This window comes from Dyella sp. SG609 (assembly GCF_012275375.1).
Taxonomy (GTDB): domain Bacteria; phylum Pseudomonadota; class Gammaproteobacteria; order Xanthomonadales; family Rhodanobacteraceae; genus Dyella_D; species Dyella_D marensis.
In genome coordinates this window covers 291,763-305,233 of the sequence record NZ_JAAZQJ010000001.1, presented here as the reverse complement: position 1 = coordinate 305,233, position 13,471 = coordinate 291,763, and the positions used below count along the sequence as shown (strand labels likewise).

Here is a 13,471-nt window from a genome sequence, read left to right as displayed (position 1 = left end):
CCTGAAAGGCTGGAAAAGCGAAGCGCCGCAGCGTGATGACGCTGCGGCGCTTTTTTGTCGGGACCGGACATCCGGCGTAGGTTGGGGTGAGCCGCAGGCGAACCCCAACATCGGTGCCTTCGTACGCTTCGCCACGTTGGGGTTCGCCTGCGGCTCACCCCAACCTACGCCGCCGTCATACGGCCAGGCCGGACAGGCCGGACGGCAGCTCCTCGCACGGCAGCTCCGGCATCGCCGCCACCTCCACCGCTTCCGCCACACGCGCCGGCAGGCGGCCGGTGCGCACCAGGCGGTCGATGCACACCTGCACCTCGCGCCGGCCGAACGGCTTCTTGAGGAAGTCGTCGGCGCCGAAGCGCTGCACGTAGAACTGCTCGGTGGCCTGCTGGTTGCCGCTGATCATCACGATCGGGATGTCGCGGGTGAGCGGGTCGTGGCGCAGCGTGCGCAGCACGGCGAAGCCGTTGATGCCGGGCAGCACGATGTCCAGGAAGATCAGCGCCGGCTGTTCGGCGCGCGCCACCTCCAGCGCGCTTTCGCCGTCCAGCGCCCGCAGCGTGGCATAGCCTTCCTGGCCGAGCTGCCGGCCGAGCACGGCCAGCAAGGTGGGCGAGTCGTCGACCATCAGCACGCGCGCGCCTTCCGGTGCCTGCAGCCGCACGGCCTCTGCCTGCTCCTGTGCCGCGGCACCGAGCAGGCGCTTGAAGAATCCGATTCCAGACATGATGCGCGGCCCCTTTTTCCGCTGGCTGCCGGGGCGGAACGCCATCGCGCCGCGCCGTAGCCGATGCGCATGCTCGCTCAGAAGCGCCGGACAAACTGCGATGCGCTGCTCAGAGAGAGTCCTTTAAGCGTCGCAATTCCCGGCGTTCCTGCTTGTCCGGGCGCCGCAGCGGGCCGGCGGCGCCGACCAGGCGGCGTTGTTCGCGCGCCTGTTCGCGTGCCGCGGCGCTGGCTTCGGTCTCGCGGTACAAGGCCTGTGCCGCTGGGGCCGGGCCGCGCTTTTCGCTCAGCGCCAGCACCTCCACTTCCAGGCGTTCCTCGCCGCGGCTGATGCGCAGGCGGTCGCCGGCGTGCAGGGTCTTGGCGGGTTTGCAGCCGGCGTCGTTGACGTCGATCTTGCCGCCGTCGATGGCCTGCTTGGCCAGGCTGCGGGTCTTGAAGAGGCGCGCGGCCCAGAGCCATACGTCCACGCGCACGGCGTTGAGTTCGGTCGATGCGGTCATGCCGGCATTATCCGCCGAGCAGCAGATTGGCCAAAGGCACGGTGGCGAGCGAGAGCACGATGCCCGCGCCCAGCACGGTATTGGCCAGCGACGGTTCCAGCCCGTGCTCGTCGGCCAGGATCGCCGCCGAGATCATCGGCGCCATCGCCGCCTGCAGCACGCCCACCATCAGCACCAGGCCGCCCACGCCCGCCGCCACGCCGACGGCCAGGCTGATCAAGGGCGCCAGCGCCAGCTTCCAGGCCAGGCCCAGCGCCAGCGGCGCGGCCTGGCGTTCGCCGAGCCTGAACTTGAACTGCAGGCCCACCGAGAACAGCGCCAGCGGCGTCAGCGTATTGCCGACCGCGCCCAGCACGCCGTCGGCCACGGGCGGCCAGCCGCCCAGCGCACCGACGATGCCGCCCAGCACCAGCGCCAGAAACGCCGGAAAAGTGAGGATGCGCCGCGCGATCGCGCCCGCATCGGTGGAGCCGCCCGCGTAGAGATTGGCCACCACCACGCCGGCCGAAGCCAGCAGCGGAAAGCAGCCGAGCTGGTCGGCCACCACCGCCAGGGTCAGGCCTTCCGAGCCGTGCAGGGCCTGCATCATCGGGTAGCCCATGAACGAGGTATTGCCCAGCCCGCACACCAGGGTGAGCGCGCCGACGCGCCCGCGCGACCAGCCCAGCCCGCGCCCCAGCGCGGCGAACAAGGCCCAGGCGCCGAAGAAGGTGATCCACATGGCGGCCACCGGAAACCACAGCTGCGCATTCACCTGCACCTTCGGCACCAGCTGCAGCACCAGCGCCGGCAGCGCGATATTGATCACCCACCAGTTGATGCCCTGCACCGTGCCGGCCGGCGGCCGCGCATGGCGCTGCACCAGCAGGCCGAGCAGGAGACAGGCGAACAGCAGGATCAGGGCGGTCATCGGCACCGGAGCTTGGAGAGAAACCAGGCCGCTAGTTTCGCAGCTTCGCCACGACCTTCGCCGGCCCGGCGCGAAGGCGCGATGGAATGCCCATAATCGCCGCACCGCCACCCGACGAAGGCATGCACCGATGAGCGACACGGACGCCCTGGTGATCGGCGCCGGCCCCGCCGGCCTGGCCTGCGCCGCCATGCTCGGCGAGCAGGGCCTGCGCAGCGTCATCCTGGAGAAGGCCGCCACGGTGGGCGCGGTCTGGCGCCGCCACTACGACCGCCTGCACCTGCACACCGACCGCGGCCATTCCGGCCTGCCGGGGCTGCCGATGCCGCGCGACTATCCGCGCTATCCGTCGCGGGCGCAGGTGGTGGCGTATCTGGAAAGCTATGCGGCGCACTTCGAGCTGCGGCCGGAATTCGGCAGCGCCGCGCGCGCCGTTCTGCGCACGGAACACGGCTGGCGGGTGGAAACGCCGACGCGCGCATGGAACGCGCCGATCGTGGTGATCGCCACCGGCTGGGCAGATTTCCCGCACGTACCGGCCTGGCCCGGGCAGGCCCAATACCGCGGCGACGTGATCCACAGCAGCAGCTACCGCAACCCCGCGCCTTACGCCGGCCGCCGCGTGCTGGTGGTGGGCTTCGGCAACTCCGGCGGCGAGATCGCGCTGGACCTGGCCGATGCCGGCGTCGATACCACCCTGGCAGTGCGCAGTCCGGTCTGCATCCTGCCGCGCGAGCTCCTTGGCCTGCCCATCCTCACCTGGGCGGTCAGCCAGGCCGCCCTGCCGCCAGCCCTGGCCGATGCGCTCAACGCGCCGGCGATCCGCCTCGCCGTCGGTTCCATCGAACGCCTGGGCCTGGTGAAGGCATCCAAGGGGCCGCGCCGGATGATCGCCGAGGACCGCAAGATTCCGCTGCTGGATATCGGCACGGTGGCGGCGATCCGCGCCGGACGGATCAAGGTGCGCGGCGGCATCGGACACTTCACCGCCGAGGGCGTGGCGTTCGAACCCTCGCCTGCTACCGGCGGCAAGGCGGTAACCGAAGCCTTCGACGCGGTGATCCTCGCCACCGGCTTCCGCCCCGACCTGCGCACGCTGCTGCCTGGCACGCCCGAAGCGCTCGATGCACAGGGCCAGCCGCGCGTCACCGGTGCGGCCGCCGCGCCGGGGCTGTTCTTCTGCGGCCAGAGTCCCTCGCCAACGGGGCAGCTGCGCGAGATCGGCATCGAGGCGCGGCGCATCGCCCGGCTCGCCGCGGCCCTGCCGCGTTGACACCGGCCCGGGCCAGGATCACAGTCCGCGCGGGAGGAGGCCGCGACAGCGGCCCGGAGGCCCCCACCCTCCAGCCAAGGAGCCAGCCATGAAGCGCATGCATTTCCTCGCGGTACTGGGCTTGTCGCTCGTCGCCTCGCAGGCGGCGATGGCGAGCGAATCGCTCAGCGATTTTCCCCTAAGAACCCTGCCCGTCCTGGTCAACGTCGACGCCGCGGGCAAGATCACCAGCGCCTCGCCGGCGCGCGAGCTGCCTCCCGTGATGGAACGGCTGCTGCGCACCAACCTGGACGAGATGGTCTCCGGCCCCGCGCACTGGAAGGGCAAGGCGATCAGCAGCCAGTGCATCATCAACGTCGCGCTGCAAGCTTCGCCGCGCGACGACGGCAAGTACGACGCCGGCTTCGCCTATCTGTCCGCGCAGCCGGTGCCGATCGGCCGCTGGCACTGGGTGAACCTGGATGGGCGCCGGCTGATGCTGGCCAATGACGATTGGCCGCGGCGCATGCATGCTCCGCGCTTCGACGGCCACCAGGGCGGGTTCGGCTATCCGACCGGTGCCGAGCGCGCCTTGCAGTCGATGCCGTCCATGAACGCGCCGGCCGGCAATCCGGGCGGTACGCCTCCGGCCAGCCGGGGCCGCTGAGCCTCAGGCCCGAGTCCACAAAAAAAGCCCGCCGTCACCGGCGGGCTTTTTTCATGCGCGAATGGATGCTTCGCTCAGCCGAGCAGCACGCGGTTCATGCGCTGCACAAAGCCCGCCGGATCCGGCAGCTGCGCGCCGGCCGTGATCTCCGCCTGCTCCAGCAGCAGGTTGGCCAGGTCGCGCGCCTTGCTTTCGTCGCCCTCCGCTTCCACGCGCTGCAGCAGGGCGTGGCGCGGATTGATCTCCAGCGTCGGCTTGCTCTCGGGCGCGTCGTGCCCGGCTTCGCGCAGCAGGCGGGCCAGATGCGGGGCCATCTCGAAATCCGACAGCGCCAGGCAGGACGGCGAATCGGTCAGGCGCGCCGACACGCGCACGTCCTTCACCCGCTCGCCCAGCAGCTCCTTCAGCTTGTGCAGCAGCGGCTCGGCGGCCTTGCTGGCTTCTTCCTGGCGCTGCTTGTCCGCCTCGTCCAGCGGCAGCTCGCCCTTGGCCACGTTCTGCAGCTTCTTGCCGGCGTATTCGCTGAGGCTGCCGAGCATCCATTCGTCGATGCGGTCGGACATCAGCAGCACTTCGATGCCCTTGGCCTTGAACGCCTCCAGCTGCGGGCTGCCCAGCGCCGCCGCGTGGCTGTCGGCGGTGATGTACCAGATGGTTTCCTGGCCCGGCGCCATGCGGCCGATGTAGTCGTCCAGCGACACCGTCTGCGCCGCGCCCTCGCCCTTGGTCGAGGCGAAGCGCAGCAGCTTGGCGATGCGTTCGCGGTTGGCGTGGTCTTCGACGATGCCTTCCTTCAGCGTGTTGCCGAAGGCCTTATAGAAGGTGGCGAATTTTTCGGGTTCGTCGCGCGCCAGCTTTTCCAGCAGGTCGAGCACGCGCTTCACGCAGGCGCTCTTGATGCGCTCGAGCTGGCGGTTCTGCTGCAGGATCTCGCGGCTGACGTTGAGCGGCAGGTCGTCCGCGTCCACGACGCCGCGCACGAAGCGCAGGTAGTTCGGCAGCAGCTCCTCGGCGGCGTCCATGATGAAGACGCGCTTGATGTACAGCTTCAGGCCCTTGCGCTCGTCGCGCCCGCCCATCATCAGCTCGAACGGCGGCTGCGCCGGGATGTACAGCAGGGTGGTGAAGCTCTGGCTGCCTTCGACGCGGTTGTGCGTCCAGGCCAGCGCGTCGTTGAAGTCGTGGCCGAGCGACTTGTAGAAGCTCTGGTAGTCCTCGTCGCTGATCTCCGACTTGGGCTTGGTCCACAGCGCCGAGGCGGCGTTGACGGTTTCCCATTCCTCGCCCGGCTTGCCGTCCGCTTCCAGCGGCATGCGGATCGGGAAGGCCACGTGGTCGGAATAGCGGGTGATCAGGGACTTGAGCGTCCACGGCTGCAGGAATTCGTCCTCGCCGGCCTTCAGATGCAGGATCACGGTAGTGCCGCGTTCGGCCAGATCCAGGCCCTCCAGCGAGTACTCGCCCTTGCCGTCGCTCTCCCACTTCACGCCCTCGCCGGCCGGCGCGCCGGCGCGGCGGGTCAGCACGGTGACGCGGTCGGCCACCACGAAGGCGGAATAGAAGCCCACGCCGAACTGGCCGATCAGGCGCGCGTCGGTCTTCTGCTCGGCGCTCATCGCCTCCAGGAAGCGGCGCGTGCCGGAACTGGCGATGGTGCCGATATTGGCCACCACTTCGTCCAGGCTCATGCCGACGCCGTTGTCGCGCACGGTGACGGTGCGCGCGGCCGGGTCCCAGCTCACGTCGATGCGCAGCTCGCCGTCGCCGGCCAGGAGTTCGGGCTGGGCGATCGACTCGAAGCGCAGCTTGTCGCAGGCATCGGAGGCGTTGGAAATCAGCTCGCGCAGGAAGATTTCCTTGTGCGAGTACAGCGAATGGGTGACCAGGTGCAGGACCTGGGCGACTTCGGCTTCGAACTTGCGGGTTTCGGTGGTCATAGTCATGGACGCTGTGTTGGCGTGGATGGCTGATGCGGAACGTTGACGATGTCGAACCATAACAAGGGAGGCGGGCGCCGCGCGCCCGCCTCCTGGGAAAAACCCTGTGCTCAGGCCCGCTGCTGCAGCGCGGCGATGCGCTCGTCCAGCGGCGGGTGGCTCATGAACAGGCGCTGGAAGCCCGAGGCCAGGTGGCCGGAGATGCCGAACGCGGCGATGGTCTGCGGCAGGGTGCTCTCGCCGTGGTTGGCCTGCAGGCGCTGCAGGGCCGAGATCATGGCGCCGCGGCCGGCCAGCTGGGCGCCGGCGGCGTCGGCGCGGAACTCGCGCCAGCGCGAGAAGGCCATCACGATCATCGAGGCGAACAGGCCGAACACCAGCTGCAGCACCATCACCGACACGAAGTAGCCGATGCCGCCGCCGTCGCGCTCGCGCCCGCCGGACAGCCAGCTGTCCACCGCGCGGCCGACCAGGCGCGCCGCCACGATCACCAGGGTGTTGAGCACGCCCTGGATCAGGGTCAGGGTAACCATGTCGCCGTTGGCGACGTGGCCGATCTCATGGGCCAGCACGGCCGACACCTGCTCGCGGTCCATCTGCTGCAGCAGGCCGGTGCTGACCGCCACCAGGGAGCTGTTCTTGCTCATGCCGGTGGCGAAGGCGTTCATTTCCGGCGCGTCGTAGATCGCCACCTCGGGCATGCCGATGCCGGCGTTCTGCGCGTGGCGGCGCACGGTGTCGAGCAGCCAGCGCTCGCCCTCGTTCTGCGGCTGCTCGATCACGCGGGCGCCGGTGGACATCTTGGCCATCCACTTGGACATGGCCAGCGAGATGAAGGCGCCGCCCATGCCGAACACGGCGGCGTAGGCCAGCAGGCCGGGCATGCCGCCCAGCCCGCGCGAGGCGGCCCACTGGTCGATGCCGAGCAGCCGGCACACGATGCTGAGCAGGAACAGGACGGCGATATTGGTAAGCAGGAACAGTGCGATGCGACGCATGGCTGTCTCTCTGGGCAGTCATGAAAAGGGAATGCGGCGAGGCCGCACGCAAGTAATCGTGGCAAAGCGTACCGGTTTCAAGAGCGGCCGCGCCGCTGCCCCCTACAATGCATGGATGACCTATCGCGGACGCTTCGCCCCCTCTCCGACCGGCCAACTCCACTTCGGTTCCCTCGTCGCCGCCCTGGCCAGCTGGCTGTGCGCGCGCCACGCCGGGGGCCGCTGGCTGCTGCGCATGGAGGACATCGACCCGCCGCGCGAAGTGCCCGATTCGGCACGCGGCATCCTCGACGCCCTGCCCGCCTTCGGACTCGTCGCCGATGAACCGGCCTTGTTCCAATCACATCGCCTTGACGCTTACGAAGCGGCCTTCGAGCAGCTGCGCGAGCGCGACCAGGTCTTCCCCTGCTGGTGCAGCCGCGCCGACCTGGCCGCGGCCGGCGGCATGCATCGCGACGGGCGCTGCGTGGCGGCGCCGGATCCGTCGCGCGCGCCGGCCTGGCGCTTGCGCGTGCCTGACGTGGAGGTGGGCTTCGTGGACGGCCTGCAAGGCCCGCAGCGGCAGAACCTGCGCGAGTCGGCCGGCGATTTCGTGATCAGGCGGGTGGAAGGCTTCTACGCCTACCAGCTGGCCTGCGTGGTGGACGATGCCTGGCAGGGCGTCACCCAGGTGGTGCGCGGCAACGACCTGCTCGATTCCACTCCGCGCCAGCTCTGGCTGCAGCGCTGCCTGGGACTGGCCTCGCCGACCTATCTGCACCTGCCGCTGGCGGTGGATGCGCAGGGGCGCAAGCTCTCGAAGTCTGAAAATGCGCATCCGGTCGATCCGCGCGATCCGCTGCCGGCCCTACGCCGCGCCCTGCGTTTTCTCGAACTTCCCTGCGGGATGGAAGCGAACCATCCCGAGGCCTTGCTGTCCCAGGCGCTCGCGCATTTCGATCCCACGCGTTTGCCGCACTGCAGCGAACGCCTGGCCTGCTGAAGCGCTGCCTTCCGGCCGCATAAACCGCTATAAAGACCGAGCCGCCACGGCGCAGCGCATCGCGCGCATGGCGGTTTCCTTACGTCGACGAATTGCCATGTTTCCCTATCAACATGGCTTGGCAACACTGGTTCGGCTTTCTCGCACTCTTCGCGCATCTATGGAGACAACGGCATGACGCAGCGCACGGCATTGGTCACGGGTGGCACGGGCGGCATCGGCACCGCCATCGTTCGGTATCTGGCCCGCCAGGGCCATCGCGTCGCCACCAATTACCGCGACCCGGCCAAGGCTGAGGCGTGGCGCGCCGCGATGAAACAGGAAGGCTACGACGTGGTGCTGGTGCAGGGCGACGTGTCCGATCCGGCTTCGTGCGAAACCATGGTGCGCGAGATCGAGGCCCAGGCCGGCCCGGTCGAGATCCTGGTCAACAACGCGGGCATCACCCGCGACACCACCTTCCACAAGATGAGCTACCAGCAGTGGATGGACGTGGTGAACACCAACCTCAACGCCTGCTTCAACGTCACCCGCCCGGTGATCGACGGCATGCGCGGGCGCAAGTGGGGCCGCATCGTGCAGATCAGCTCGATCAACGGCCAGAAGGGCCAGTACGGCCAGGCCAACTACGCCGCGGCCAAGGCCGGCATGCACGGCTTCTCCATTTCGCTGGCGCAGGAGAACGCCAAGTTCGGCATCACCGTGAACACGGTGTCGCCGGGCTACGTCGCCACCGACATGGTGATGGCGGTGCCGGAGGAAGTGCGCGAGAAGATCGTGGCGCAGATCCCGGTCGGTCGCCTGGGCAAGCCGGAGGAGATCGCCCATGCGGTGGCCTTCCTCACCGGCGAGGAGGCGGCGTGGATCACCGGCACCAACCTGGCCATCAACGGTGGCCATTACATGGGCTGGTAAGAGCGTTGCGTCTTCTCAAATAGCACGAAGCCGTCATCCCGGCGCGGGCCGGGATGACGGTGAGGAAAATCGAACGGCGCGCTGCGGGCGCGCCCCCTGACGGGCGGGCCTTGGGCCTGCCCGTTTGCATTTCGATGCGGACGCCGCCGCCCCGGCCATGTGGCGCATTTGTGCTACATACCGCGCCCGTTCGAGGCGATAGCGTCGCCCCTCCGTGGTTGCACCCGGCATCCGCCGGGCGACCGTCATCACCCAGGGGAATGCCATGTCCGTCGATGCGAAAGAAGTTCTTGCCACGCCGTCGCTCCATGCAGCGGCCGGTCCGGGCGCCGCCGATCCGTTCGGGACTGCCAACAGCCGCGTACTGTTTCGCGACGAAGGCCTTGGCGTGCTGACCTGGTCCAGAAACGATGCGCGAGCCAGGTTCAACGCGCATCTGTTCAAGGACAATCGACAGCTGAAAGAGTCGAAGTCCCACGACTTCGACGCCGCCGATGGCACATCGGATGCTTATCTGCGCCATGCCGTCGCCGTGGGGCGGGTCATGACGGACGACTACGACGAATGTTTTGCGCTCAAGCGCCATGCGCTGGTGAAGATCAATAACCAGCATGCCCGGGTCACGTGGACGATCTCCAATCTTGGCGGCGCCGCCGCGGCGGCCGGCACGGCGCTTCCCTCCTTCATCTTCACGGACAACGTGGACCTGCGTGCCGACCACATGCATATGCAGACCCCGGGGGCCCTGGCGATTGCCGACCTCGACGGCCTGGTGGTCGGCGGCCGCACGCGCGACGAGATCATTACCGTGCGCGAGACCACCGGCAGCGACCTGACGCTGGAAGTGTTCAACTTCGCATGGGGCCTGCCGGGCTCGCACACGGCGATCCGACTGCCGGATCCGCTGGCTTTCCTGCCTCGCCTGGGCGAGTCGCAGCGCCGGCCCGGCACGGTGATCGTGAAGACGGGCGACTTCAGCGGCAACGGCAAGCGGCAGATCCTGGTGGTCTACCACGCGGCGGAACGCGCGAACCCCGAGAAGATCCGTATCCAGGCCGTCGTCTATGACTACTCGGTCGATGCCGACAGGCGCACGGCCAGCCTGGCGCAACGCGAGAAGATCACGGTCGCCGACAACGTCACGGGCAATACGGGGCTGGACGTGGCGGTGGGCGATTTCCTGGGCCTGACCGGACAGCGCAGGATCGATGGCGTGCTGACCGGCCTGGGACGCGAGCAGGTAGCGGTGATCTATCACGCCGACGGCCGCCGCAGCGGAAACAACGACAACATCTGCAACCTGATCGTCACCATGCTCGATCGCGATCCTTACTACGCCGCCAAAGAGGGCGCGGTGCTGGCGGTGCGGCACCACCACAAGGCGGTCAACCGGGACGACTTCCGGGCCCGCCGCACGACGCCGGATCCGGTCTTTCTGCAGGGCCCGAGAAAGCAGGTGTTCGCGCTGGCCGCAGGCCAGTACCGGCTGGACCCGGCCAAGGGCTACACGCTCGGCCGCAAACAGCTGGCGGTGGTGTATTCGGTGCTGGCCACCAATCGGGGAAAGTTCGACTTCTACGAAGGGACTTACAACTACGTCAAGGCGGTCGGCTTCTCCATCTCGGCGGCGCAGGCCGGAGGCGATGGTTCGGCGGCGCCGGCGTGGAATTTCGCCTGGTATGGACAAGTCCAGACCCAGGACACCGGCGAATTGATCGTCCAGCTCGATGCCAAGGCGGCCAATCTGTTCGACGGCCAGCTCAATCCACCGTCGCCGACCGACACCCTGGCAGTGGCCAGCCTCACCAACAACGGCTCAGGCAAGCCCGGCGTGGTCACGCTGCACCGGGGCACGCTCAACATCGATGGCGACCAGGGGATCACCGTCGCCGGCTATGACGAGAAGAACGCATCGAGCGATCCCGGATTCGACAACGCCAGCAACACCGGCATCGCCATCGTTGCCTACGATTTCAAGGGGCGTTCGACCCGGCTGGCGCCGCCGGTGCGCATCACCATCAACAATATCGTCAGCACCAATTACATCCTGCAGGAGCCGCCCAAGCATATCGACTACCTGCCCAACAACGATCCGCCGAGTCCGCTGGGCATCGTCAACGTCAGCCTCCAGGCGGGCTTCAACGTCACCTATACCGACGAGCAGAGCAAACAGGTGACCACCACCCACACCAGCACCGTGGCGAACACCTTCAACCACAGCGACGAGCTCACCATCGGCGCGGGCGTCACGATGGGCGACGTCAAGAAAACCGGCATGTCGTTGAACGTGACCGAGACCGTCAAGTTCGGCTATGCCTACAACGAAAAAAGCACCGAATTCAGCAGCGCGGTCAGCAGCCTTTCCACCAAGCTGTCGGCAAGCACCAACAGCGACGACGCGCTGAGCTATGTGCTGCGCACCGTGGACATCTATCGCTACCGCTTGCTGGGGCGCACCGCGGACAACGGCGACTTCGTATTCGTCGATATTTCGATGCCGCGCCCGTTTCCGCAGCAGGCGGTTTCCTGCGACGGCAGCACGCTGCCGGACGTCTACCAGCCCACCCATCAGAACGGCAACGCGCTGAGCTATCCGGTGCTGGCGCCGGGAATGAACGTCGCCTACGCGCCCGCCGACATGGGCGAAATCCGCCGCCCCGGCGACACGCCCGGGCAAACCGTCACGGTGACCGAACCGCTGACCACGCCGATCCTGTATTTCTGCAACGGCAACAGCGAAACCCAGGACATCAGCTGGAGCACCACGGCGGCCGGCACCTCGAGCTTCGAGTACAGCAAGACCCTGAGCGGCAGTTCCGACACGACGGTCTCGTTCGAGGCGAACGCCGACTATCTCGTCATGAGCACGAACTTCAAAGCCAGTTTCAAGACCTCGACGGGCGGCAGCCACGGCTGGAACAACCAGCGCCTGGAGAACATCACCGGCGCGCGCACCCGCAAGCTGCTGCTGACCAAGCCGAGCTTCAACAAGAACATGGGCTATGCGTTCCAGCCGCTGTTCTACGCGACCAAGGACGGCACCCTCAAGATGTCCAGCGCCACCAGCTTCACCGAGGGCGTCGGCCAGGAGTGGTGGGCGAAAACCTATGCCGCGCCGGACGCCGCGCTGAATCTGCCGTATCGCTTCCTGCCGGATGGCTCGGGCTTCAACACGCTCGACAATGCCCGCCGCATCCGGGGCGGCCTGGCCTACTACGCGACCCCGAGCAAGACGACCGGCCTGCTTACGCCGGTATCGGGTGCGGTGGCGCCGGGCGCCAAGCTGATGCTCGAGGTGCGCGTGCATAACTTCAGCCTCGGCAGCAAGCTCGGCCTGGCACCCGGCGGCGCCAGCAAGCCGGTCAAGGTGCGCTTCGACTACGTCGAGGTCGACAGCATCTCGCGCGAGGAAACCGGCGCCCGCGTCACCATCGGCACCGCCGCCGTCGAATTCCTCGACGCGAACCTGGCCGATCCGTCGCGTCCGCATCCCGACAGCCAGCGCTCGGCAGCCGATGACAAATACGTGATTCCGCCGCGCGGCATCGGCCGGGCCCGTTGCGCGTTCGAACCGCCCGCGCTGCCGGCGGGCAGCACCCGGCGCGAATACCGCATCTACGCCGTGGTCGATCCCGACAACGAGATCCGCTGGAAACGCACGGACGGCACGCTGGCTCCGCAGACGCACGTGCGCCATACCGATTTCGCGGTGATCCGCCTGCGCAATATCCCGCTGCCCGGCGTCAAGTACACGATCGTGCTGCAGGACCAGCAGAAGCGGGTGCTGGATACCGTGCAGTACATCAGCCAGGGCGGCGGCGGCCAGGCCGAAGTGCTCAATGCGCTGGCTGCGGCGCTGCAGAAGTCGGCGGCATTCAAGAACGCGGGATTGCAGCTCAACCCCGACGCGCTGACCTCGTCGGCCTCGGTGATCCGCATCTCCAGCAGCACCGGCAACGCCAAGGTCAAGCCGGGCAACGAATACCGCTCCGGCGTGGTGCTGGCGGACAACAGCGCCGTCTACTTCGTGCCGACCGTCGAAAGCACCAGCGGCCAGGCGACCACCCACAACGCCATCAGCATCACCAACGACAGCCCGGCGCAGAACAAGGAGGGATGGTTCCCGCTGGTGGTCGCGTCGACGGCGCTGCGGGCCACGTCGGCACCCGCCGCGCCCGCCCTGCTGACGCTGCCGGCCAGGCCGCTGGCGGTGCGCAACGCGCATGGCGAACTGGTGTCCGACCACGCGGAGCTGCCGGGCGGCCGGTACGCCGGTTTCCGCATCAGCGTCGGTGCCGACCCGGTGCAGCGTGCCGATGGCTGGGCCGAGGTGTTCCTCGGCGATCCGCAGCACGGTGGACAACTGCTGGGCATGACGGCGTTGAGCGCGCTGGCCGGGGGCGAGCCGGATCACGCCTGGGGCGAATGGCTGATCCCGCCGACGCCGGGCAGGTTCCCGCTGTTCGTGCGGGTGACCGGCGCCAACCGCGTCACCGCCAAGGCCATGGAACTGACGATCCTGGCCTAGCCCACGGAAGGAATGCGCCATCGCCCTGGCATGGCCAACCACGACAACCGGCGGCT

Annotated in this window: 10 protein-coding genes; 5 read left to right on the top strand and 5 right to left on the bottom strand. The window is 68.1% G+C overall.

The genetic code is table 11. From position 1 onward, the window contains the following. Positions 1 to 175 precede the first annotated feature (175 nt). The 3 genes from FHW85_RS01435 to FHW85_RS01425 all read right to left on the bottom strand — a co-directional run bounded on the left by FHW85_RS01435 (position 176) and on the right by FHW85_RS01425 (position 2,136). Complete coding sequence (locus FHW85_RS01435) at positions 176 to 724, bottom strand: response regulator (protein WP_167254353.1); 549 nt, start codon at positions 722 to 724, stop codon at positions 176 to 178. A 109-nt stretch (positions 725 to 833) separates the two neighbouring features. Then, entirely contained in the window at positions 834 to 1,226 is a 393-nt protein-coding gene (locus tag FHW85_RS01430) for an RNA-binding S4 domain-containing protein (RefSeq protein ID WP_168647084.1), read from the bottom strand. Between the two features lie 7 nt (positions 1,227 to 1,233). Then, a complete protein-coding gene (locus FHW85_RS01425) occupies positions 1,234 to 2,136 on the bottom strand; it encodes an AEC family transporter (protein WP_210427673.1) in 903 nt (300 codons plus the stop codon). 130 nt (positions 2,137 to 2,266) lie between these two features. Here FHW85_RS01425 and FHW85_RS01420 point away from each other — a divergent pair, with 130 nt between their 5' ends. Beyond that, positions 2,267 to 3,409, top strand: a complete 1,143-nt coding sequence (locus FHW85_RS01420) for an NAD(P)/FAD-dependent oxidoreductase (protein WP_168647083.1) — start codon at positions 2,267 to 2,269, stop codon at positions 3,407 to 3,409. Between the two features lie 88 nt (positions 3,410 to 3,497). Then, positions 3,498 to 4,055: a hypothetical protein gene (locus tag FHW85_RS01415; protein WP_167254347.1), complete on the top strand. Its 558-nt coding sequence runs from the start codon at positions 3,498 to 3,500 to the stop codon at positions 4,053 to 4,055. A 74-nt stretch (positions 4,056 to 4,129) separates the two neighbouring features. Here FHW85_RS01415 and htpG read toward each other — a convergent pair whose 3' ends face one another. Together htpG and htpX are read right to left on the bottom strand one after the other, a co-directional pair. Continuing rightward, positions 4,130 to 5,998, bottom strand: coding sequence for a molecular chaperone HtpG (gene htpG / locus FHW85_RS01410; protein WP_168647082.1), 1,869 nt, complete (start codon positions 5,996 to 5,998; stop codon positions 4,130 to 4,132). Between the two features lie 104 nt (positions 5,999 to 6,102). Continuing rightward, positions 6,103 to 6,990 carry a protease HtpX gene (gene htpX / locus FHW85_RS01405; RefSeq protein WP_167254343.1) on the bottom strand — a complete coding sequence of 296 codons (888 nt, stop codon included), beginning with the start codon at positions 6,988 to 6,990 and terminating at the stop codon, positions 6,103 to 6,105. A 115-nt stretch (positions 6,991 to 7,105) separates the two neighbouring features. Here htpX and gluQRS point away from each other — a divergent pair, with 115 nt between their 5' ends. From gluQRS to FHW85_RS01390, 3 genes are all read left to right on the top strand, one after another. Beyond that, the gene (gluQRS, locus tag FHW85_RS01400; protein ID WP_168647324.1) at positions 7,106 to 7,972 is read left to right on the top strand and encodes a tRNA glutamyl-Q(34) synthetase GluQRS; all 867 of its coding nucleotides are present in this window, start codon (positions 7,106 to 7,108) and stop codon (positions 7,970 to 7,972) included. A 174-nt stretch (positions 7,973 to 8,146) separates the two neighbouring features. Next, the gene (gene phbB / locus FHW85_RS01395) at positions 8,147 to 8,887 is read left to right on the top strand and encodes an acetoacetyl-CoA reductase (protein WP_167254335.1); all 741 of its coding nucleotides are present in this window, start codon (positions 8,147 to 8,149) and stop codon (positions 8,885 to 8,887) included. A gap of 265 nt (positions 8,888 to 9,152) precedes the next feature. Continuing rightward, positions 9,153 to 13,415: a hypothetical protein gene (locus FHW85_RS01390; protein WP_168647081.1), complete on the top strand. Its 4,263-nt coding sequence runs from the start codon at positions 9,153 to 9,155 to the stop codon at positions 13,413 to 13,415. The last annotated feature ends 56 nt before the right edge of the window (positions 13,416 to 13,471 follow it).

Coding starts and splice junctions, on each gene's coding strand:
- htpG (WP_168647082.1), bottom strand. CDS start 5,998: ATGACTATGACCACCGAAACCCGCAAGTTCGAAGCCGAAGTCGCCCAG.
- FHW85_RS01435 (WP_167254353.1), bottom strand. CDS start 724: ATGTCTGGAATCGGATTCTTCAAGCGCCTGCTCGGTGCCGCGGCACAG.
- htpX (WP_167254343.1), bottom strand. CDS start 6,990: ATGCGTCGCATCGCACTGTTCCTGCTTACCAATATCGCCGTCCTGTTC.
- phbB (WP_167254335.1), top strand. CDS start 8,147: ATGACGCAGCGCACGGCATTGGTCACGGGTGGCACGGGCGGCATCGGC.
- FHW85_RS01415 (WP_167254347.1), top strand. CDS start 3,498: ATGAAGCGCATGCATTTCCTCGCGGTACTGGGCTTGTCGCTCGTCGCC.
- FHW85_RS01390 (WP_168647081.1), top strand. CDS start 9,153: ATGTCCGTCGATGCGAAAGAAGTTCTTGCCACGCCGTCGCTCCATGCA.
- FHW85_RS01425 (WP_210427673.1), bottom strand. CDS start 2,136: ATGACCGCCCTGATCCTGCTGTTCGCCTGTCTCCTGCTCGGCCTGCTG.
- gluQRS (WP_168647324.1), top strand. CDS start 7,106: ATGACCTATCGCGGACGCTTCGCCCCCTCTCCGACCGGCCAACTCCAC.
- FHW85_RS01420 (WP_168647083.1), top strand. CDS start 2,267: ATGAGCGACACGGACGCCCTGGTGATCGGCGCCGGCCCCGCCGGCCTG.
- FHW85_RS01430 (WP_168647084.1), bottom strand. CDS start 1,226: ATGACCGCATCGACCGAACTCAACGCCGTGCGCGTGGACGTATGGCTC.